The following is a 21,335-nucleotide window of genomic DNA, read 5'->3' as shown; positions in this document are numbered from 1 at the left end:
ATGACGCAAGGCCGGGTGGTCGCCATCGGCGTCGGCAATCTCGATCGAGGCGATGACGCCGCCGGCCGTGAGGTTGCAAGACGTCTGCGTGCGGCGGGCGAGAGCCATGCCGAAATCATCGAGCTGGATGGGGAGGCGACGCGCATTCTTTCAGCGCTCGAAGGCGCTGAGGCGGCTTTTCTCATCGACGCCTGCTTTTCCGGCGCAACGGCCGGAGCCATTCATCGCTTCGACGCCGCCGAGGGCCTTCCAGCGACGGCGACCTTCGGCCTTTCATCCCACGGCTTCGGCCTCGCCGAAGCGGTGGAGCTGGCGAAGGCGCTCGGCGCATTGCCGCTGCGTTGCATCGTTTACGCGATAGAGGGTGAATCTTTCGACATAGGCGGGCCCGTTTCCGCCGCTGTCACTCGCGCGATCGAAGAGGTCGCGATGCACGTGCGCGATGAGATTCTCGCTCTTCCGAGGCACAAGTAATCGGTTTGAACAGCTCGCATGGGGCTTGTCATTCCCGGCGGGCTGAAATCCCGACCGGGAATCCAGAGCCGCGATAGCCGCCTTTGCTCTGGATTCCCGATCGCTCGCCGCGCGAGCGTCGGGAATGACACGGGCCCGATTAAGCGGCTCTCGTATAACGCTTCGCTGGCGCGTCAGCGCGACAATGAAGCCCTCAGCCGCTCGGCCGCGCTCTCCGGCGTAATGTCCCTCTGCGGCGAGCCCAGCAATTCGAAACCGACCATGAACTTTCGGATCGTCGCCGAGCGCAGCAGCGGCGGATAGAAATGGCCGTGAAAATGCCAATGCGGATGCGCGGCGCCGTCGCTCGGACGCTGATGGAAACCCATCGAATAAGGAAAGGGCGTGGAGAAGAGATTATCGTAGCATTTGGTGAGTTGGCTCAAAATATCGGCCAGCGCGCGCGAGTCGCTTTCGCCGAATTCGTCGAGGGCGACCATGTGGCGGCGTGGCAGCAGCACGGTCTCGAAAGGCCAGGTCGCCCAAAACGGAACAAGCGCGACAAACCCTTCATTCTCGCAAACGACGCGCTCGCGCTTCTCGAGTTCGAGCGCCAGATAGTCGCATAGAAGGCACGTTCCGCGGCTTTCGAAATAATCGCGCTGGCGGACCGATTCTTTCAAGATTTCGTTCGGCACGCTCTGCGTCGCCCAAATCTGGCAGTGTGGATGCGGATTGCTCGCGCCCATCATGGCGCCGCGATTTTCGAAAATCTGAACAAAGCCGACCAAGGGATTGGCGTCGAGGCGGGCAAACTCCTCGCGCCATAGCTCCACGACCTTTGTAATGTCGCCGACGCTCATGCGCGACAGAGTGAGATCATGTCGAGGCGAGAAACACACGACGCGGCAGAAGCCCGGCTCGCCTTGCGCGACGATCAGCCCCTTCTCATTGATCTCCTCTCGTGGGGCGTCAGCCAGGAGCGCGGCGAAGTCATTGTCGAAGGCGAAGACGTCTTCATACGCCGGATTGCGCTCGCCATTGGCGCGCGTGTTACCCGGGCAAAGATAGCAGCCGGGGTCGTAAGACGGGATGGCGGCCTCGGCTTTGGCTTCGGTTTGGCCCTGCCAGGGTCGGTTCGTGCGATGCGGGGAGACGAGCACCCACTCGCCGGTCAGGGCGTTGAGGCGGCGGTGTGAGTCGTGTTGCAATCGCAGCATATGGGCATCCGTCAAAAAATGGCGGGCCCGGCTCCGGGGCCGGGAAAGCAGGTGAAGATCATCGGCGATAAACTTGTCGCCTTTTCGTAAGCTGGACCGACAGCGTCGGCAAAATGCGCCGTTGCGGACGCTTCGACGAGCGCCACCACGCAGCCGCCGAAGCCGCCGCCCGTCATGCGCGCGCCGTAGACGCCGGGGACAGCGCGCGCAAGCTCGGCCATCTGATCGAGTTCGGCGCAGCTCACCTTATAATCGTTGCGCAAGCTCTCGTGAGAGGCGTTCATCAGCCGGCCGAATTCGGTGAAATCGCGCGTCTCGAGCGCAGCCACCGCGGCGAGCGCACGGGCGTTCTCAGAGACGACATGCCGCGCGCGCTTGAGGATCGTCGCCGGAAGACGCGCCGCATGCGCCTCGAGCTGCTCGACGCCGACATCGCGCAGCGCCGTTACGCCTTCGATCGAGGCGGAAAGAAGCGCGACCGCTTCCTCACACTCGCGGCGACGCTCGTTGAACGCGCTGCCGGCGAGTTCGTGGTGAACCATCGTGTTGCAGATCACGATCCGCACCGACGGGTCGATGGGCACGGTCCGGTGTTCGAGGCTGCGGCAATCGAGCAGCAAGGCGGCGCCTTCGACGCCGTGGCAGGAAATGAACTGGTCCATGATCCCGCAGCGCATGCCGACGAAATTATTCTCGGCGCGCTGGCAGATTTGCGCGAGGTCGAGAAGATCGATCTTCTCGCCGGAGACGCTCAGCAGCGCATAGCCGACCGCGACTTCGAGCGCCGCAGAGGCCGAGAGTCCGGAGCCCATCGACAATGTGCTGAAGACCATGATGTCCGCGCCGCGTAGCCTATAGCCGGACTTTTCGAGCTCGAGCGCAACGCCGCAGATATAATCGCTCCACGCGCCGGCGCGGCTCTGCGGCTCGTCGAGATCGAACGCAAAATCGCTGTTCAAATTCACTGAGTGAACGCGGATCACGCGATCCGACCGCGCCGCAATCGCCGCATAAGTCGAAAGGTCGAGCGCGGCCGGCAGCACGAAGCCGTCGTTGTAGTCCGTGTGCTCGCCAATCAGATTGACGCGCCCGGGCGCGCGGAAAACAAGCGGCTCCGCCCCGTAGCGGCGCCGGAACAGAAGCGGCAAATCCTTGGCGTCGAGAGTCTGCATGTCGATGTCGTCAGCCTTGTGATAGCTCAGCTCCACCTTGCAAAAATATCCCGTCACGTCCAAGGCGCCGCGGGAAAACTTCTGGCCTTTTTACGTATATTCGCGTAGGGATTTTTCTCATCGCGCAGATCGCATATTCGCAGTTCAACATCATCTTCTATTCGTCCCTCGGACGGGTCAGGTTTCTGGCCAGGGAAGAACTCGGTGAACAAAGCGCGTATCAGCCTCGATGGCATGTGGGAGTTCCAATATCTCGGCGGCGGCGCCTCTGCGCGCGCCGAGCGGCGGAGCATTGTCGTTCCTAGTCCCTGGCAAGCTCAGTTCCCCGACTTGAGCATGCGCGGCGGCGTCGGCGTTTATCGCCGCAGCGTCGACGTCCCGGCGGATTGGTTGTCGCAACGCATTTTCGTCCACTTCGGCGCCGTTTTCCATATAGCGCATGTGTTCGTGAATGGCGCCTTGGTCGGTAGCCATGTCGGCGGCTTCCTGCCCTTCTACTTCGACATCACCGACCGCCTCGTGGAGGGGCGCGCCGAGATCGAAGTGCGCGTCGAAAGCCCGACCGACGACCCTGCTGAATTCCCCCATACGCCCTTCGCAGAAATGCCGTTCGGCAAGCAGAGCTGGTATGGCCCGCTTTCTGGCATATGGCAGTCTGTCTATCTGGAGCGTAACATCCCGGATCGGCTGACCTGTTTGCGCGTGCGCGCCGATCTTGACTCCGGCGACATCGCCGCTCTGCTTCAGTACGAGCGCGCACTGTGCGCGAGGACGGAAGCCCTATTGGAAGTGTTCGGCCCGCAGGGAGAATGCGTGGCCTCGACGAAGACGGAACTCGCCTGCGGCGCCGAGCATACGACGTTGCGCGCCCAGGCGCCGAACCCGCAAGCCTGGTCGCCGGACGCGCCCAATCTTTATCGCTTGCGCGTGCAGCTCATGCGCGACGGCATGAAGATCGACGAGAAGGAGACGACCTTCGGCTTTCGCAAGATCGAGACGCGGGACGGCAAGCTTTATCTCAACGACAAGCCCTTCTATCTGCGCGCCGCGCTCGATCAGGATTACTATCCCGACACCATCTGCACGCCGCCGTCGCTGGCGTTCATCGAGGATCGCTTCCGTAAAGCCAAGGCCCTCGGCCTCAATGCGCTGCGCTGTCACATCAAGGCGCCGGACCCGCGCTATTATGAAGCGGCCGACCGGCTGGGCCTGTTGGTCTGGGCCGAATTGCCGAACGGCGGATATTCGACCGAGCGCTCGCGCGAGCGCAAGGAGACGACGCTCAAGGGCATCATCGACCGCGACGGCAATCATCCGTCGATCTTCTGCTGGACGCTGATCAACGAGAACTGGGGCGTCGATCTGGTGCACGACGCCAAGCATCGCGCCTGGCTGCGGCGGCTCTATCTGTGGCTGAAGGCCTATGATCCGACGCGCCTCGTCGTGGATAATTCGCCGCTCGCGCCGAGCTTCCACGTGCAGAGCGATCTTGCGGACTACCACTTCTACGCGGCGATTCCCGACAGCCGCCATGATTGGGACCGTTTCGTCGACGCGCTCGCCGATCGCGGCGATTGGCTGTTCAGTCCCGAGGGCGACGCCGTGACGACGGGCAAGGAGCCGCTGCTCTGTTCCGAGTTCGGCAATTGGGGGCTTCCCGATCCCGAGAAGCTCAATGACGCCCTTGGGCGCGAGCCCTGGTGGTTCGAGACCGGTCATGACTGGGGCGAGGGCGTCATGTATCCGCATGGCGTGCTCAACCGCTTCCATGATTGGAGCCTCGACCGCGTCTTCGGCAGTTTCGAAGGCTTCATCGAAGCGACGCAGTGGCAGCAGTTTCGCGCGCTCAAATATGAGATCGAGGCGATGCGTCGGCGCGCCGAGATCTCGGGCTATGTGATCACCGAGCTGACCGACTGCCATTGGGAGTCGAACGGCCTTCTCGACATGCGCTCCAACACGCGCGCCTTCCACGACGTCTTCCACAGCATCAACGCCGATACGGTGATCGTGCCGCGTCTCGAGCGCGCGGCCTTTTGGGCGGGGGAAACGCTGCAGGTCCCGGTGCGCATTGCACATGGCGGTTCGGATGCGCTCGAGCCGGGCACGCTGGAGATACTCTCCGACTGGTCGCAGACCATGCCGACGCCGCGCATCGAAGCCGGCTCGGTGGCGGACATGGGCGTGATTTCCTTTGAGCTGCCCCAAGTCGACAAGTCCTCGATGCGCCAGGTGTCGTTTCATCTGCGCGCCGCCAACGGCGAGATCATCGCATCGAACGACATCGAGGTCGCGTTGCATCCCGCGCGCGCGACGCCGCCGGCACTGTCCCTGTGGTCGCCCGAGCCGGATGTGCGGGTGCGCCTTCAGGCCTTTGGCTATCGCCTCGCCACGGGGATGAATGACGCGGATGTCGTCGTTGCTCTACGCAACACGAGCGACCTTGCCGATCATGTGCGCACAGGCGGACGCGCCGTGCTTCTGCCCGAGGACGAGGGGACGCTCACGCCATTTTTCCCGCATTGGCAAAATGTGAAAGTCGTGGCGCGCGACGGCACGCTGTGGCGCGGCGACTGGGCGTCGTCCTTCGCCTGGCTGCGGCGGCGGGGGCCGTTCCGCGGCTTGCCCGGCGGCCCCATGATCGATCAGACCTTCGATCGCGTGATCCCTACGCATGTGATCTCAGGCTGCAACCTTCTCGACTTCCACGCGCGCGTGCATGCCGCGCTGGCGGTCGGTTGGATTCACAAGCCAGTGGGTCTGGCGGTCGAGCGCTTCTATGGCGAAGGCCACATCGTGATCTCGACCTTCCGGCTGCTGCGCGATCCCGCCAGCGCGGACCCGACCGCGACGGTTCTCTTCGATGCGCTCGTCGCCATGGCTGCGAAGAAATCAGAGACCACGCCCGCGGTGGAGCCGACCAAGCTCGAATCTGCGTGACCCTTCAGGTCACGCAGTTCCATGCGGCGCCGCGGCTTGGACTTCCCGATCCACGAAGGGCGCGAAAGGCTCGAAATTGGCGTGGAACATGTCGACGAGCCTGCGCGCTGTCTTCCCATAGTCTTCGCGCGACGACCAGGTGGCGGCGGGATCGAGCAGGGACGGATCGACGCCCGGCGCAGCAAGCGGCGTCTCCAATCCGAAATAGGGATCGCGGCGAAAGGCCCCGCGCGCGAGCGCGCCATCGAGCGCGGCGCGCAGCAGCGCGCGCGTCGTTGCGATGGGCATGCGCTTTCCTTCGCCGAACCGGCCGCCTGTCCATCCGGTATTGAGCAGCCAGCAATTGGCGCCGTGTCGTGCGATGCGCTCGCGCAGCAGATTGCCATATTCTGACGGATGGCGCGGCATGAAGGGCGCGCCGAAACAGGTGGAGAACACCGCCTGAGGTTCGCGTAGGCCGTTTTCAGTGCCCGCGACGCGCGCGGTATAGCCGGAGAGGAAGTGATACATCGCCTGGGCCGGGTCGAGCCGCGCGATCGGCGGCAGCACGCCGAAGGCGTCGCAGGTCAGCATGATGATGTTTTTGGGATGACCTGCGCGCCCTTCGCTCGAGGCGTTGGAGATGAACTCGAGCGGATAGGCGATCCGCGTATTCTCGGTTTTGCTGTCGTCGTCGAAATCGACGCGTCGCGTTTCGGGATCGATCCCGACGTTTTCGAGTATCGCGCCGAAGCGTTGCGAGGCTGCATGGATTTCGGGCTCGAACTCGCGCGACAGGCGGATCGCTTTCGCGTAGCAGCCGCCTTCGAAATTGAAGACGCCGTTTTCGCCCCAGCCATGTTCGTCGTCGCCGACGAGCGCGCGCTGAGGATCGGCTGAGAGAGTGGTTTTTCCTGTGCCCGAGAGGCCGAAAAAGACGGCTGCGCCGCTCGCATGGTCATTCGCCGCGCAATGCATTGGCAACACGCCGCGCGCCGGCAGGAAAAAATTGAGAAAAGTGAAAACCGCCTTTTTGATTTCGCCGGCGTAGCGCGTGCCGCCGATCAGCGCGACGCGGCGCGTGAAGTCGAGCGCGATGACCGTCTGGGAACGGCATCCGTGACGGTTTGGATTTGCCTTGAAGGACGGCAGGACGAGGATGGTGAGGTCGGGCGCCGGGCGCATCTCTGCGCGAGCCGGCCTGATGAGAAGATTGCGGATGAACAGTGAGTGCCAGGCGAATTCTGAATGCACGCGAATGCGCAATTGATGCTCGGGGTCCGCGCAACACTGCAAATTCTGCGTGAAAATGTCGCGTTCGCGCACATGCTGCGACATATCGCCGTAAAGCCGGTCGAATTGCGCCGGGCTCATCGCCTGATTATTGTCCCACCAGACGGCTTTATCGGTGAGCGCGTCGCGGATGATGAATTTGTCGTTGGGGGAGCGTCCTGTATGCGGCGCCGTTTCGACGACGAGCGCGCCGCTTCTGGCGATGAGCCCTTCGTTGCGCTTCAGCGCCTGCTCATAAAGCTGGGCGGCGTCGAGGTCCTGGAATTCATCGAGGGAGAAAGCTGGTTCAAACGCCCGATCGGCCGTCACCCTCGTCTGCGCCGTCATTTTTTCCCAGTCCTTTTCGCGCTAATCTCCGGAGAGAACGCTTGCGCGTGAGCCCGTGTTCCCCACTTGGCCATCAGCGCGCGGCGCCATTGTGGAGGAGGGGATTATGGCGGAGACGATCGGCGGCTACCTTATTCGACGCCTTGGCGAGGAAGGCGTCGGCCATGTCTTCGGCGTGCCCGGCGATTATTGTCTCACTTTCTTTTCCCTGCTGGAAAAAAGCCCGTTGCAAGTCGTCAATACCTGCGATGAGCAGGGCGCAGGCTTCGCTGCAGACGCCTATGCGCGCATCAAAGGGCTCGGGGTTGTGGCGATCACTTATTGCGTCGGCGGTCTGAAGGCCGCCAATACGATCGCCCAGGCCTATGCCGAGCGCTCGCCGGTCATTCTCATCAGTGGGGCGCCGGGCGCGCGCGAGCAGGCGCGCAATCCGCTCCTTCACCACCGGGTTCGAGACTTCGATACGCAGCTCAAGGTGTTTCGCGAGCTGACCGTCGCCACCGCCGTGCTCGACGACGCGACCACAGCCGCAAGCGAGATCGATCGCGTGATCGCGCTGGCGAGGCGCCATAGCCGTCCCGTCTATATCGAATTGCCGCGCGACATGACGCTTGCCGAGATCGCGCCGGCGCCGGTCCGGTCATTGCCCGCCGAGACGAGCGATCCGGAGGCGCTCGCCTATGCGACCGCCGAGGCGGTGGACAAGATTGCGGCTTCGAAACACCCGGTCATTCTCGCAGGAGAGGAGCTGCATCGCTTCCGCCTGCAGGATCGCCTCATGGCGCTCGTCGAGAACTCGGGCATTCCCGTTGCGGCCAGCATTATGGGCAAGTCTGGGTTTCCCGAATCGCATCCGGCTTACATGGGCGTCTATGAGGGGGCGATGGGCCGCGAGGATCTTCGCGACTATGTCGAGAGCAGCGATTGCCTCATTCTGCTCGGCGCCATGATGACCGACGTCAACCTCGGCATCTATACGGCCCATATCGACCGCCGGTCGGCGATCTACGCCGGCAAGGATCGCGTCGCCATCGGGCTTCACGCCTATGACGGCGTGCGGATGGAGGATTTCATCACGGCGCTTTCCGAGCGCCACTGGGCGCAGCGCGCATTCCCGCCCTTCACCCATCCCTTGCATCCGGGGCCGTTCGAGGCCCGCGACCGAAAGATGACGGTCGATGCTCTGTTCCGGCAGATCAACGCCTTTCTGGAGAAAGACATGATCGTGATCGCCGACACGGGCGACGCGTTGCTCGGCGCCTCGGACCTCTTCATCAGCGACGGCGCGCATTTTCTTGCGTCCGCTTATTACACTTCGCTCGGCTTCGCCGTGCCGGCCTCGCTCGGCGTCAAGGCGGCGGCTCCCAAGCTGCGCCCGCTCGTGCTCGTGGGCGACGGCGCCTTCCAGATGACCGGATTGGAGATTTCGACCGCAGCCCGATTCGGCATGAACCCGATCGTCATTCTTCTCGATAATGACGGCTATGGCACGGAGCGGCCCATGCTCGACGGCGGTTTCAACGACATCAAGCGCTGGAATTATGCGGGGCTGGAGCAGGTGATCGGCGGCGGGCTGGGGATCAGGGTCGAGACCGAACGCGAGATGGCGGCTGCTCTGGCCCGCGCCCGCGCCAATGAGGACGGGTGGTCGCTGATTCAGGTGGCGCTCGACCGCGACGATAAATCGCCCGCCCTACGCCGCCTGACAGCCAAGCTCGCAGAGCGTGTGGGCGGCAAGTGTTGACGGCGGGATTTTGAGGTTGACAGGCAGGGCGCGAGCAACGCATATGCCGCTACCGATTGGCCGCCGATGGCGGCCAACACTCTCGTGCAAGCGAGAGAGATGGGGGAATGTCCCGAGCGGCAAAGGGGGCGGACTGTAAATCCGCTGGCTAAGCCTTCGTAGGTTCGAGTCCTACTTCCCCCACCATCATCGTTCGAACCGATTGGCCTGATTTTCTGCGAAAAGTGCTGGTGCGACGCGGCGCCTCAAGGGCAGCGCCGACTACTGACGGGCGCTATCAACGATCGACGATAGGCAAACCGACGGCGATGTCGCCGACGATCCAGTCTGCAATCTTACTCAAATCTGATGCAAAACCCTTATGTTTGGGGTGCGCCACGTAGCTCCGCAAAGCATCTTCGTTTTCGAAAACAGAAACGGCGATCAGGTGGTAATTTTTACGCTGATCCAGATTCCAGTCCGCTCTCCAAAAGAGAATGCCGGCGTCAAGGCCACCGCAATCATTTCCAAGCCGGCGAAAATTAAACAGCGTTTTTTCTCTAACGGCTTGCGAAACGTGCGAATAAAAAGACACCAGAATTACATGTGTCACACGAGATCCGCTCGATTGGTTCGGCGCCATCCCCGACGCTCGCGCCGTTTGGACACAAAGGGACCCACCGCCGTCATTGCGAGGAGGCGGAGCCGACGAAGCGATCCAGGGCCGCGTCGCTGCCCTGGATTGCTTCGCTTCGCTCGCAATGACGGGCTCTGAATAAAACCAGCGCTTTTGTGGCTCTGGATTCCCGGTCGTGCTTTCAGCCCGCCGGGAATGACACGCGCCTGATGCGAGCCGTTCAAACGGAAATGGTATCAGTCCGGTGCAGTTCATTTATCGCCCCAAAACAGCTTGTCTTCAAAAAGCGCGCTGGGGAGTTCGTGGGGCCGTACGACACCGAGCAAGCGGGGCGCCCTCAGTTTTTCGGACCGGCTTCGTTCTTCTGCCCTGCCGAGCGCGCGCGGGCTCCGCCGGGGGCGAATTTGTCGGCCGGGGGCGGCGCGCCGGGAGCCGCGAAGCCGACGATATTCGCCGGGCGGGCAGGCGGCAGCAACAGGCTCGGCGCGGTGGCGCGGGCGGCTGAGCGGACGGCGGTAATCGGCGCGCCCAGCACAGGGCGCGCCGAGACATGCGCGGCGGGCGTCGTCGCTGTCAGCGTGTTGAAATTCGAGCGGTCGAGGCGGGCGGGGACAAGGTCGGCCTTCTCTGCGACCGTCTTTTGCGCGGGCTTTGGTTTTGCGTCCTCTGCGTCGTGTTTCGCGGCGTTCGGCTTCGTGTCGCCATCCGGCGCATAGGCGAGGGCCGGATCGTCCGCGCCTGTCTGATCTTCGGGCTCGACCATTTTCGCGATGGCGTGGGAGGCGCCGTTGCGGCGCTGCTGCGGGCGCCCGGGCGTTGTCGGCGCGTCAGCTTCTTGCGCGGCGAGGGCCAACGTCGCAGGGCGTCGAGGAGGCTTCGGCGCGTTTACGAAGCGCCGAGACGTTCCAGCATCGACAGCTTCGCTTTCCTGCGCGTCGACGGAAGAGCGTAGCTCCCGCGAGCCATTCGGCTCGACCGCCGCGACCGCGGTTGGCTTCTCGTCGAGCGGCGTCGGTCTATCCAGAGAGGCCGGCCGTCCTGCCGGCGGCAGCGGCACGCGGGCGTATTTCGGCTTTTTCTCTTCTTCTTGCGGGATCTCGGCGGCAGGCTCGTTAGGCGCGGGCGGCGCCGCCGTCAGCGGGGCGCGATTGGTTTCCGGCGCGACGGCGACGGCGCCTGTCGCGGTCATGGCGGTTTCGCCGCGTGGGAGGTCAGCCTCGGCGCGGGCGAGCTGGTTGCGCCCGCGGCGGCTGGCCGGTTGTTCGGCTACGCCGCCTTCTTCGCCGTCGGCATCCGCCGCAGCGCCGCGGGCATTGCGCGGGGCGAGCGCGGCCCATTGCTTGCGCGTGCTCGGCGGCGGGGCGGCGATCTCGGCGTCCTCGTCCTCGCCGCTGCTCATGCCGAACAAGGCCGCGAAGAAGCCGCCGAAGGTCCGGCGCGGCGCTGTGACATAGGCGCCGTTGCCGCGCGCTTCGATCTCCGCTTTCGCGACGTCATAGCCGGGGAGCGGCTGGCCATTCGTCGGCAGATGAACCGTCTTGCCGTCCGGGAACAGGCGAACGAGCTGATCGTAGCTCATGCGCGGCCAGGAGCGCACATTGCCGACGTCGAGATGGACGAAGGGCGTGTTGGCGTTGGGGTAATAGCCGACCCCGCCGCGCTGCATGCGCATGCCGATTTCCCGGACGTCCGACATCGGCATGCCAGGCATGGTGGTGTCCATCGCCTTGCCGAGCATATGCTGGGAAAATTTGGCGACAGCGCGCGAACGGGCGCGCAGCATGGCGTTGGTCTCCGGCGAGCGATAGGCGGAGACGACATTGATGACCTGATTGCTCGCGCCGGCGGAGCGATAAGCCTCCCATACCACGTCGAAGAGGCGGGGGTCCATGGTCGTCGGTTCGTCTCTGCGCCAGTCGCGCAGGAACCAGTTCAACTGCTCGAGGACGCGGGTGTCATATTGGCCGTTGACGAGATAGGTCGCGGCGATGTCCTCGCCGGTATGGGCGTGATGGAGATAGATCGTGCGCGTGTCGCCGTTCGCGACGGCGGTTTCCGTCATGTTCGGCGTGACGAAGGCCATGCAAGAGGCGAAAAAGCCGAGTGCGATCGAGCGCGGCGAATTGGGGTGGCGTTTGTCGCTATCGCGCGGCGTCGTCAAAAGGATCGCTTCCCCGTCTTGGCTCGTGGCCGCGCCTTACGGGCGGCCCGAACCATGCTTTGTCTTTGCTCGGCGCCTGCAAAAGACCTCCTTCCGGTTAGCCCGGGGTTCGGCCTTCCGGAGGATCGGTTCGCCAAACCGGACCTCCCCAGACGCTACGACGGCTATGTTAACATCATGGCCAAAAATTGCTCAACAGCGGACCTCAGGCTTGCGCCATATCGTTAACGCGTTTCGGCGCGGACGAATTTGGCGCTGAGAATGGGCTGCGACCCGGGGATCTGCGAGACATACAACCGGGCGTCGCTCGCCGTGAAGGCTTCGGACGGCGGGCGCCGGGGCGGAAGCGGCACATCGACGCGCAGGGCGCCGATCGGCGCCTCGGAACGCGCCACAGCGTCCGACGTCAGGCGTTCACGATCGGCGACCGCGATGCGAATCGAGCCGCTGGTCGGCTGATCCGGGCCAGAAAGCGCGCTGGCGACGGCGCTTTGCACCTTGCTGGCGATGTCTCCCCAGGCGCTCGGAGCCCCACTCGGCGCGGCGCTCGCAATCGCCGTCGGCGCCTGCCGTTGCCGGCGGCTCGCGATCAGCACAGGATTGTCGCCTTCGCAATTGCGCATGCCCAGCGCGATCAGCTCGCGGCCGCTCAACACCCTGTATTCGCGCGTCAAATAGCCCAGGCGCGCCTGCACCGCCGCCGGATAGGAGGCGAAAAGCCTGGACGAAATGTCGAGATCGACCTCTCGCGTGATCGCATTATAGGCTTGGTGGAATTTTACCTGAGCGTCGGGATAGACGCAGACATTGGGCAGGCTGAGCGCCAGCGTGCAGGCCGAGCGGCATTCGTGGAGCCGCACGTCGCGATTTTCGCGGCGATATTGCTCGGTCTGGGCCTCATAGTCCGAGACGAGCCCGCCGACGTCCTTATAGACGATGACCGGCGCCGGCGACGGCGGCGGCGAAAGATAGCCCAAGACGCACCTCTACGCTCTACGGACGCGACGCGTTCAAGGGAATGTTCACCATGTTAGGGTGAACAATATCTTAAAGAGCAAATCAGCTCCTGATGCCCACGCGCAGGCCCGGCGAGGGTCGTTCTTGCAGAACATTGCGGCGAAAATGGAATAGAGCCGCGGGGCGTCCGCCCGTTTTCAGCGACATCTCTCCGGTCGGCTCCACGATTGCCGATGTTTCGACCAGCCGGCGGAAATTCTGCTTGTGGAGATGGCGTCCGGCGATCGCTTCCACTGTTCTCTGCAGTTCGGTGAGCGTAAAAGCCTCCGGCATCAACTCGAAGATGACGGGCCGGTATTTCATCTTGGCGCGCAGCCGGCCCATGGCGGTCGCGAGGATACGGCGATGGTCGTGGCGCATGGGAAGGCCGAGCGGTTCGAGCCGCCGCCGCCGCGCCGCCGCTTCGCGTCCGTCGCGCAGCGCCTCCTCGACCATTCCGGCCTCATAGAGAAGCTCGTATCGCTCGAGCACATTCTCCTCGTTGAAGCCGCGCGCGCCGAACAGCAAATCGACGCGATGGCGGCGCGAAAGGGTTGGCGCGGAGACAGCGTTGGGCGCTTCCGCCACCCAGTCGCGCAGACCGGGGAGGATCGTCGTTTCGATGATCTCGGGCCGGGCCTTGCGCCAATCCTCCCAGGGGAAGAAATCATGCCAGCTCCGCCAGGCCCCGTTGGCCGGACGCCTGCTGTCGTCGCCGATGCGGGTCAACGCCAGATAGCCGATCGAGACGACATGAGGGTCGCGGTCGCCGGCGCGGGCGTGGCGGCCACGATCCCCGAAAGTGTAGAGCTGCTCCACATAGCCGAGCGGCGCGCCGGTCTGTTCCGCCACCCAGGCGCGCAGGCCGATCTCGAAGGTGCGATGGCGCACCGGGTCGAAGGGGCCGGAGGGCAGGGCGGCGACGCCGCTCTGGTCATCGGCGCCGGTGGTGAGGATCAGCGGCTCATCGCCGCGCACGGCGACAATCGCCGCCGTCAGCCCGATCTCGACCGGCGGGGAAAGCGTCGCAACGTCTATTTCCAGGCTCGTGTCGGTCAGGCGAGTTCAAGCGCGAAAGGCGCCCCCTCGAAGCAATCCGCCCCTCTGCCGATTGCGGCGATGGCGGCCACCATCCGCCCCTCCCGCCCCATGCGTCGGTCGGCGAGGGCGACGAGCCGGCGGTTCGGGGTCGCGGTTGGCGAGAGGCGGCGTAATTCCTGGGCGAGCTCGAACTCGCAGCGATGCGGCGCCAGGGCGCAGGCGGCGACATAGGCGGCCGCCGGCGAACGGCTCACGCCCGCGTAACAATGGATGACCAAAGGATCAGCTTGGTCCCATTCCTCGATGAAGGCGAGCAGCCTGTCGATGTGCTCTTCGCCTGGCAGCACATGCCCGTCGACCGCTTTATCGATATCCGAGACGGCGATGCGCAAATGGCGGTCGCGTGAGATTTCGCAAGGCCGCACCAGGGAGGCGCCGGCGGTCAAAATCGTGACGAGCGAGCGGGCGCCGCTGGCGCGCACGGTGTCGACCACCTTGGTCATGGAACAGACGTAAAGCCGCCCGCACGACATCGGAACCCTCTTGGCCTTGCGCTAGCCTCGGTCGATCTCCTGAAACCGGGCGAGGAACCGCGCCTGTACAGCATCGACGGGGGCAGGCGCAATCTCGTCCTTCAACTCCTGCGGCGAGATCGCAGGGCGACCGAAGATGCGCTCGGCTTCTCCCCGTGTAAAGCCGGCGAGCGACACCGCCTCGAAAAAAGCCGCCGCCCGGTCGGCCTGCTTCGCGAGCTTGAGCAGAGACGGCGAGGGCGTCGCCGGCAGGGAAAAACGCAGCAGGATCGCCGAGAGAATCCTGTTTTCGACGGATTTGTAAGCGTCGCCGATCACCACCTTGAAGGGCGAGATCATATCGCCGATGACATATTCGGGAGCGTCGTGAAGCAGCATGAACAGGCGTTCGGCGCGGCCGATCGACGGCTCGATCTGCGCCGCGATCCGTTCGACAAGCAAGCTATGCTGGGCGACGGAGAAGATGTGGGGGCCGAAAGTTTGACCGTTCCAGCGCGCGACCCGGGCGAGGCCGTGGGCGATGTCTTCTATCTCTATGTCGAGCGGAGAGGGGTCGAGCAGGTCGAGCCGCCGCCCGGAAAGCATGCGCTGCCAGGCGCGGGGCGCGGCCTCCTTGACCGCGCGTTTTTTGATCGGCGCCTGCGTCATTCAGTCTAATTTCCGAACATGACAATCAACGAGATGGTCGTTCACCATCCCGACCGCCTGCATGAAGGCGTAGACGATCGTCGGGCCGCAGAATTTGAAGCCCCGCGCTTTCAGATCCTTCGAGAGGCGCAAGGAGACGGCGCTCTGCGTTGGAACGTCGCTGATAAGCTTGGGGTGATTGACGACGGGCGCGCCGTCGACGAAGCCCCAGAGATAGGCGGAGAAGCCTTGCTCTGCCTCGATCTCCAGCCAGGCGCGCGCCGACAGGACGGCGCCCTCAATTTTGGCGCGGTTGCGAACAATCCCATCATCCTGCATCAATTCATGCACGCGCTTGTCGTCGAAACGGGCGATCGCCTCGGGATCGAAGCCTTCGAAGGCTTTGCGGAAGGCCGCGCGCTTCCTCAGGATCGTGATCCACGACAGGCCCGCCTGGAACCCGTCCAGAATGAGTTTCTCGAACAGGGCCCTGCTGTCCCTCTCGGGTTGTCCCCACTCGTCGTCGTGATAGGCGATATAAAGCGGATCCTGACCCGGCCAGGGGCAGCGGGCGCGCCCGTCGTCGTGTAGGATGACGCTATTCCCCCAGCTTGCCGGTTGTTCGCGGGCGGGCGGCAAAAGGCGTTTCTCCGTCAGTACAGGTGCGGCATCGAGGCTATTCGCTTTATCGCCTGATCAGATTGCGTTCACAACATCAATCAGACTATCGTTGCGCTGCCGTAAGACGAGTCGCCGCTGACAAAAATGGCGCGTCCTGTGCTTGACCGCGCCGTCGCAAGTCGCTGCCGAACATCCAAGCGGCTTCCATAAGGGAGAATTTATATGGTGATCCGTCTCGTTGTTTCCCGCGCTGCGGTCGGCCTCGTCGCCATGGGCCTCGGCATGGCCGTCTCGGGCGAAGCCCTCGCCCAGGCCAATGTGCTGAAGGAATGCGGATCTCGTTATCAGGCCAAGAAGGCCGCCAATGAACTCGCCGGCCAGAGCTGGCAGGATTTTCTGAAGGAATGCCGCGCGAGCCTCGCCGAGCCGGCCGCCGCCGCCCCGGCCGAAGCCGCGAAACCCGCCGCCGAGCCGGCGAAGCCCGCCGAAGCCGCGGCGCCGACGCCTGCGCCGGCCGCTGAGGCCGCCAAGCCCGCCGAACCCGCTAAGCCGGCGGAAGCCGCGAAGCCTGCCGAGGCCGCCAAGCCCGCCGCCGACACCAAGGCCGCCACGCAGTCGCGCCAGAAGAAATGCGCCGCCGAGTGGAAGCAAAAGAAGGCCGAGCTTCTCAAAGCCGACAAGAAGATCACCTGGCCGAAATATTGGAGCCAGTGCAACAAGCGTCTCAAAGAGGCCGGCGAATAATCCGGCTCGATTCCAATGCAAGCGCCCGGCGATTTCGCCGGGCGTTTTTTTGCGAAAAACACATCTTGCCCGGCTCGCGGGATCATGTCACAGGACTGAAAAGATTAGGCATCTCGGGAGGCGCGGGTGGAAAAAGGCGAATTGCGAAAGCTGCAGGCGTTTCTGCGTCGCTCCTTCGGCAATGACGACATCCGCGTCACCCTCGATCCGAAGAACACGGAGAACGCCGCCGTTCATCTCGGCGAGCGCAAAATCGCGACCATCTCTGTCGACGACGAGGACGGCGACCGCTCCTTCGCTTTCGAGATGAAAATTCCTGTCGGCCGCGAAGTGCTGCAGTCTTATCTGCGGAAGCTTTTCGAGAACGACCGGCTGACGATTGTGGCGCGCGGCCGCAAAACCGATTCCGTCGAGCTCAACAGCGACGGCGAGTTTCTCGGAGTGATCTCCGCTGACGATGCGAAGCTCTCGAGCTTCACGCTGCAGATCGCCATTCTCGATTTCGATCTCGAGGAAGAAGAGTAATCACACGACAAACCTCCGAGGCGGCCTCGTCCTTCGAGACGCGAGCGTCGCTCGCTCCTCAGGATGAGGCTAAGTGTGTGACGAAATTGCAGAAGTTCCTCATGCTGAGGAGCCTGCGCAGCAGGCGTCTCGAAGCACGAGGGGCGTCACCGCCACTTTTGCAGCAGCCTGTAATCACCGCTTCTTTGTTTGCGGCGCGGTCATTCTGGCGAGCAGCGTCTGCGCGCCCTCATAGAGCGCATCCCAATTTTCGAGAAGCGCCGGGGCATAGCGCAGCTCGACGTCGAGAGCGCCTTTGCGAAAGACGGAGATGCAGCCCTCGCCAGGCGCGCCCGTCTCCGGTTTTGGGCAGCGCGCGAAAAACGCGCTTCCGTCGGGCGGCGCGATGAAAAGCTCTTCGGAATCGTAAGGCGACCCCGGCTCGAAGCGACGCAGCACGAGGCCGCCCGGGCCATCCAGCGTCTCGGGCGTCAGGAAGCGGGCGTAGAGCTTCGCGGGGCGCTCGCTGGGGTCAAGCCCGTCGTCCTTTGAAGTGACAGTAAAAGTCACTGGCTCGCCAACGCGCGGTTTCGCTTTCACAGGCGCAAAGCCGGGGTAAGAGACGATGAAGCTCAATCTGTCCGCCATTCCGCCGACGCCAGTCGTCTCGTCGCGCGCATAGGCGCGCGCGTAGGAAAAGCTTACGCCGGCGACCTCCGCATGGATCGTCTCATTCGGCGCATTCCCCCTGGCCGAGAACAGCAAGACAGTTCCAACAGCGATGCAGAGCGCCAGCAGGATAAAGGCGATGAAGAGCCGCATCGAAGCGACGACGCCCAAGTCAGCTCGTCACCCGCCATTCGCCATTCTCGCGGCAGGCCTGGCCCTTCGCTTCCTGCGGCCGGCCGTTGATGAAGATCTTATGCGTGTAATCTCGGCAGGCGCCATTCTCGGAGCCGGGCGTGACGAAGCCATAGGCGCCCTTTTCGCCCCGCCAGCTTTTGCGGGCGCCACTGGAGACCGCTTCCTGCTGAGCGGCAATGGCCGTGGCGCGGTCCTTTTCTCCGAGCGACTGGCCGATAGAGCCGCCAATGACGCCCGGCGCAGGAGGCGGCGGCGCTGTGACGACAGGCGCCTCCGCCACGACGGGCGTCGGCGCCGGCGTCGAATTGCAGGCGGAGAGGCCAGAGGCCGCGCAGAGGAGGCTCATCGCCAAGGTCGCTTTCGCGCACGTCGTCGACAAAATCCATTCTCCCTCGGTGGTCGCAATCGCGCCCCTCATGCAGGATCGGCAGGCGGCTGTCAAAACCCCGGCAGGCGCAGCCGCGCCCGCAGGCCGCCTGTCGGGCTGTCGTCCAATTCCAGCGCGCCGCCATAGGCGACGGCGAGATCGACCACGATCGAGAGGCCCAATCCCGAGCCCGGCTTGGTTTCGTCCAACCGGCGTCCGCGCTCTGTGGCCTGCGCGCGCAAATGCGGCGCGAGGCCGGGGCCGTCGTCGTCGATCGTGACGATCAATGCGCTGCGGCTCGCGCCGCTGGTTTGAGAGTCGACCGCGACGCAGATCGTGACAGCGCTCTCCGCCCATTTCCCGGCGTTATCGAGAAGATTGCCGACCATCTCCTCGAGATCCTGGCGTTCGCCGAGAAAACGCAGTTCCGGGCGAACGTCGCCCGAGAAGGCGATGCTGCGCTCGCTATAGATCTTCGTGAAAGCGCGCAGCAGCGCTTCGACGCAGGGCGCAATGGGCGTCGCGGCGCCGAGCGCGCCGCCGCGGGCCGCCGCGCGCGCGCGGTCGAGATAAAAGGAAATCTGGTCGCGCATGATGCGCGCCTGCTCGCCGACCTTGTCGGCCAAAGGCGAGGGCGCGGCGTCCGCTTCATTGACCATGACGCTGAGCGGCGTCTTCAACGCATGGGCCAGATTGCCGACCTGAGTGCGGGCGCGTTCGAGAATGTCGCGATTGGCGCCGATGAGCAGATTGAGCTCGTCGGCGAGCGGCGCGATCTCGTTGGGATAGGCGCCCGTGATGCGGTCGCGCTCCGCGCGCCGAATGGCGGCGAGTTCGCGCTGTAAAAGACGCAGCGGCCGCAGGCCGAAACGCACCTGAAAGGCGGCGACGATCGCGAGCGCAATGGCGAGCGCGGCGAAGGCGATGATCAAAGCGAAACGGAAGCGCGTGATCTGCTCTTCCATTTCTTCGACGCTCGCGGCGACCTGGACGAGATAAATGCCCGTGTCTTCCGCGTCGATGACGCGCTCGACGATTCGCAGCTTGCGGCCGTCCGGCCCCCAGGCAAGACCGCGCCGGGAGCCGCCCACTCCCGCCGGCACGCCGAGGTCGGAGAGCTTGGGGAGGCGATCGGCGAAGAGTGAACGCGACGCCTTTATCTCATGCGCCGCATTGTCCATGCGCGTGATCTGCCAATACCAGCCAGAGCCAGGAAGCTCGAACTGCGGATCGCCGAACTGGCTCGGTCCCGTTCGTCCCTCCTGGCCCGACTCCGAGACGTCGGCGACAATGGCGCGAAGGTAGACGTCGAGGCGGCGTTCGAAAATTTCCTCCGCGACCCGTCGGTAATAGGCGGTGAAGAATAGGCTGGCGACGAGCAGCACCACCGAACTCAGCGCGGCTGCGGTCAAAAACAGTCGCGTTGCGATGGAGCGTGTCGTCAAGCTCGGCAGGCGCATGGTTCTTTAGCGTTTCCCGCCGGCGTCCTCTGGGCCGGACACGGCCATATAGCCGAGTCCGCGAATGGTGTGAATCAGCTCCACGCCGAGCTTCTTGCGCAGACGCCCGACAAAGACCTCGATCGTGTTGGAGTCCCGGTCGAAGTCCTGATCGTAAATATGCTCGATGATCTCGCTGCGCGAGACGACGCGTCCGCTGTGGTGCATCAGATAGGCGAGCAGACGATATTCATGCGAGGTGAGCTTCACCGGCGCGCCGTCGACCACCACGCGGCCAGCTTTGGTGTCGAGCCGCACGGGGCCGCAAACGATCTCATTGGTCGCATGCCCGGCCGCGCGGCGCAGCAAAGCGCGCATGCGCGCCAGCACCTCCTCCATATGGAAGGGCTTGGCGACATAATCGTCGGCGCCGGCGTCGAAACCCTGAACCTTTTCGCTCCAGCGGTCGCGCGCCGTCAGAATCAGAACCGGCATGACGCGCCCATTTGCGCGCCATTGCTCCAAAACGGTGATGCCGTCCTTTTTGGGCAGGCCGACGTCGAGCACAACCGCGTCATAGGTTTCCGTTTCACCCAAAAAATGCCCTTCTTCGCCGTCGAACGCACGGTCCACGGCGTAGCCGGACTGCTCCAGAGCCTGCGCGATCTGGCGGTTCAAATCCTTATCGTCTTCGATGACGAGCAGCCGCACCCTTTCGCCCTCCCCATGAAACCCCGGTCTTGTCTCAATTATTCGTGCGGCTGGGATGCGGCTTTCCCGTCGCGGCGTCGAACAAAAGTTTGACGATGCGTCCGTCTGGCCGCAGCACGCTGATCTCGTAGATGAAGAGCTCTTCCAGCCAGCACAGCCGCGCGCCCAGCGCTTCGCCGCTGAGTTCAAGGGCGGCGGCGCGCATGCAGGCGAGAGGCTCGGTCAGTTTGTGCGCCTCGATTTTTTCTCGCGTCTGGCTCGTGGAAAAGCACTGGCGACGGACGGGCAGGCGCTCGGCTATCCGTTCGGGAGCTTCTTCGGCGCGCGCCGGCCCAAGCGTCGCCGCGATCGCGGCGGCGGCCAAAGCGCAGCGAAACCTGAAAAAGGCGACGGGCATTCGTTCTCCTGAACCTATCCTTCTCCATCGGCGATGAACCGCGAATGAACGCCGCCGAAGGCCGTGGCCTGGCTCGCTTTTCAGCATTTTGCCGGCCTTCGGAGGCATATTGCAAGTTTAGCGGGGCGCGCGAAGCAGCGTGGAGATTTTCCCCGGCGGCGTCGAGGTGAAGGCCCGCATCGCCGCCATGAGAGTCGCCGCGCCGACGGCGACGGCGCCCGCCTTGGGATCGTCGAGAAAGGTGATCCAGTCGGTCGATGCGAGCACGCCGAACATGGCGACAAGCGCGGCGGCGAGATAGGTGCGATATCCTGTCATCGTATTTCCTTCGTAGGATACAGGCCTGTCGAGGCCTCAGGCTTGGGGCAGGGACTGGTCCGCCGCGGCGATTGCGGCGCGTAGCTGATCGGCGGTCGCGTGAAGATCGGCGGCCATCTGGTCGACGGCGGCGGCGTCCACCGCCGACGCGCGGGCATAGGCGAGGTCGTGGGCGAGATAGTGGATTCGCTCCACAGCGGCGGCGGCGATCGTTCGCACATCGTTGAAAGCCGCGGCGAGATTATCGAGTGCAGGCATTTTGGTTCTC

Annotated in this window: 22 protein-coding genes and 1 tRNA gene; 6 read left to right on the top strand and 17 right to left on the bottom strand. The window is 64.0% G+C overall.

The window, feature by feature from the left end:
* Complete coding sequence (locus QNA11_RS10580) at positions 1–474, top strand: hydrogenase maturation protease (protein WP_283482995.1); 474 nt, start codon at positions 1–3, stop codon at positions 472–474.
* A 173-nt stretch (positions 475–647) separates the two neighbouring features.
* Here the strand turns inward: QNA11_RS10580 and QNA11_RS10575 are convergent, their stop codons facing one another.
* Both QNA11_RS10575 and galK read right to left on the bottom strand, forming a co-directional pair.
* Positions 648–1,673 (bottom strand): UDP-glucose--hexose-1-phosphate uridylyltransferase, encoded by a 1,026-nt coding sequence (locus tag QNA11_RS10575; protein WP_283482994.1) that lies wholly within the window; start codon positions 1,671–1,673, stop codon positions 648–650.
* Between the two features lie 11 nt (positions 1,674–1,684).
* Positions 1,685–2,902 (bottom strand): galactokinase, encoded by a 1,218-nt coding sequence (galK, locus tag QNA11_RS10570; RefSeq protein WP_283482993.1) that lies wholly within the window; start codon positions 2,900–2,902, stop codon positions 1,685–1,687.
* A 147-nt stretch (positions 2,903–3,049) separates the two neighbouring features.
* Between galK and QNA11_RS10565 the strand changes: the two genes are divergently transcribed.
* The gene (locus QNA11_RS10565) at positions 3,050–5,785 is read left to right on the top strand and encodes a glycoside hydrolase family 2 protein (RefSeq protein ID WP_283482992.1); all 2,736 of its coding nucleotides are present in this window, start codon (positions 3,050–3,052) and stop codon (positions 5,783–5,785) included.
* A 9-nt stretch (positions 5,786–5,794) separates the two neighbouring features.
* Here QNA11_RS10565 and QNA11_RS10560 read toward each other — a convergent pair whose 3' ends face one another.
* Positions 5,795–7,384, bottom strand: a complete 1,590-nt coding sequence (locus QNA11_RS10560) for a phosphoenolpyruvate carboxykinase (protein WP_502867529.1) — start codon at positions 7,382–7,384, stop codon at positions 5,795–5,797.
* Between the two features lie 106 nt (positions 7,385–7,490).
* On the opposite strand from QNA11_RS10560, the gene QNA11_RS10555 reads away from it, so the two are divergent.
* Together QNA11_RS10555 and QNA11_RS10550 are read left to right on the top strand one after the other, a co-directional pair.
* Positions 7,491–9,128, top strand: coding sequence for an alpha-keto acid decarboxylase family protein (locus QNA11_RS10555; protein ID WP_283482991.1), 1,638 nt, complete (start codon positions 7,491–7,493; stop codon positions 9,126–9,128).
* 101 nt (positions 9,129–9,229) lie between these two features.
* Positions 9,230–9,314 (top strand) — tRNA-Tyr (locus QNA11_RS10550).
* 91 nt (positions 9,315–9,405) lie between these two features.
* Here the strand turns inward: QNA11_RS10550 and QNA11_RS10545 are convergent.
* From QNA11_RS10545 to QNA11_RS10515, 7 genes are all read right to left on the bottom strand, one after another.
* On the bottom strand, positions 9,406–9,750 hold the full coding sequence (locus tag QNA11_RS10545) for a Dabb family protein (protein WP_283482990.1): 345 nt from the start codon (positions 9,748–9,750) through the stop codon (positions 9,406–9,408).
* A gap of 331 nt (positions 9,751–10,081) precedes the next feature.
* Positions 10,082–11,905: a peptidoglycan L,D-endopeptidase MepK gene (locus tag QNA11_RS10540; protein WP_283482989.1), complete on the bottom strand. Its 1,824-nt coding sequence runs from the start codon at positions 11,903–11,905 to the stop codon at positions 10,082–10,084.
* 224 nt (positions 11,906–12,129) lie between these two features.
* Entirely contained in the window at positions 12,130–12,882 is a 753-nt protein-coding gene (locus QNA11_RS10535) for a hypothetical protein (RefSeq protein ID WP_283482988.1), read from the bottom strand.
* An 82-nt stretch (positions 12,883–12,964) separates the two neighbouring features.
* Positions 12,965–13,879, bottom strand: a complete 915-nt coding sequence (locus tag QNA11_RS10530; RefSeq protein ID WP_370568527.1) for an NUDIX hydrolase — start codon at positions 13,877–13,879, stop codon at positions 12,965–12,967.
* A gap of 77 nt (positions 13,880–13,956) precedes the next feature.
* Positions 13,957–14,475: a tyrosine phosphatase family protein gene (locus QNA11_RS10525; RefSeq protein WP_281930716.1), complete on the bottom strand. Its 519-nt coding sequence runs from the start codon at positions 14,473–14,475 to the stop codon at positions 13,957–13,959.
* 21 nt (positions 14,476–14,496) lie between these two features.
* Positions 14,497–15,123: an HD domain-containing protein gene (locus QNA11_RS10520; RefSeq protein WP_283482987.1), complete on the bottom strand. Its 627-nt coding sequence runs from the start codon at positions 15,121–15,123 to the stop codon at positions 14,497–14,499.
* Entirely contained in the window at positions 15,124–15,741 is a 618-nt protein-coding gene (locus QNA11_RS10515; protein ID WP_283482986.1) for a DNA-3-methyladenine glycosylase I, read from the bottom strand.
* A 204-nt stretch (positions 15,742–15,945) separates the two neighbouring features.
* On the opposite strand from QNA11_RS10515, the gene QNA11_RS10510 reads away from it, so the two are divergent.
* Together QNA11_RS10510 and QNA11_RS10505 are read left to right on the top strand one after the other, a co-directional pair.
* A complete protein-coding gene (locus QNA11_RS10510; protein WP_202072944.1) occupies positions 15,946–16,467 on the top strand; it encodes a hypothetical protein in 522 nt (173 codons plus the stop codon).
* 126 nt (positions 16,468–16,593) lie between these two features.
* A complete protein-coding gene (locus QNA11_RS10505) occupies positions 16,594–16,992 on the top strand; it encodes a DUF3126 family protein (RefSeq protein WP_202072943.1) in 399 nt (132 codons plus the stop codon).
* Positions 16,993–17,166: 174 nt separating this feature from the next.
* Here QNA11_RS10505 and QNA11_RS10500 read toward each other — a convergent pair whose 3' ends face one another.
* From QNA11_RS10500 to QNA11_RS10470, 7 genes are all read right to left on the bottom strand, one after another.
* Positions 17,167–17,811 carry a hypothetical protein gene (locus QNA11_RS10500; RefSeq protein ID WP_283482985.1) on the bottom strand — a complete coding sequence of 215 codons (645 nt, stop codon included), beginning with the start codon at positions 17,809–17,811 and terminating at the stop codon, positions 17,167–17,169.
* 1 nt (position 17,812) lies between these two features.
* Complete coding sequence (locus QNA11_RS10495) at positions 17,813–18,181, bottom strand: hypothetical protein (RefSeq protein ID WP_283482984.1); 369 nt, start codon at positions 18,179–18,181, stop codon at positions 17,813–17,815.
* A 92-nt stretch (positions 18,182–18,273) separates the two neighbouring features.
* Positions 18,274–19,662 carry a sensor histidine kinase gene (locus QNA11_RS10490; RefSeq protein ID WP_202072941.1) on the bottom strand — a complete coding sequence of 463 codons (1,389 nt, stop codon included), beginning with the start codon at positions 19,660–19,662 and terminating at the stop codon, positions 18,274–18,276.
* A gap of 6 nt (positions 19,663–19,668) precedes the next feature.
* On the bottom strand, positions 19,669–20,352 hold the full coding sequence (locus QNA11_RS10485) for a response regulator transcription factor (RefSeq protein ID WP_202072940.1): 684 nt from the start codon (positions 20,350–20,352) through the stop codon (positions 19,669–19,671).
* 34 nt (positions 20,353–20,386) lie between these two features.
* Positions 20,387–20,749 carry a PepSY domain-containing protein gene (locus QNA11_RS10480; RefSeq protein ID WP_283482983.1) on the bottom strand — a complete coding sequence of 121 codons (363 nt, stop codon included), beginning with the start codon at positions 20,747–20,749 and terminating at the stop codon, positions 20,387–20,389.
* Positions 20,750–20,866: 117 nt separating this feature from the next.
* Entirely contained in the window at positions 20,867–21,067 is a 201-nt protein-coding gene (locus QNA11_RS10475) for a hypothetical protein (RefSeq protein ID WP_202072938.1), read from the bottom strand.
* A 36-nt stretch (positions 21,068–21,103) separates the two neighbouring features.
* Positions 21,104–21,325: a hypothetical protein gene (locus tag QNA11_RS10470; protein ID WP_283482982.1), complete on the bottom strand. Its 222-nt coding sequence runs from the start codon at positions 21,323–21,325 to the stop codon at positions 21,104–21,106.
* Positions 21,326–21,335 lie beyond the last annotated feature (10 nt).

It is taken from the genome of Methylocystis sp. JR02 (assembly GCF_030063565.1).
GTDB lineage: Bacteria > Pseudomonadota > Alphaproteobacteria > Rhizobiales > Beijerinckiaceae > Methylocystis > Methylocystis iwaonis.
This window is presented reverse-complemented; position numbering and strand designations above follow the sequence as displayed.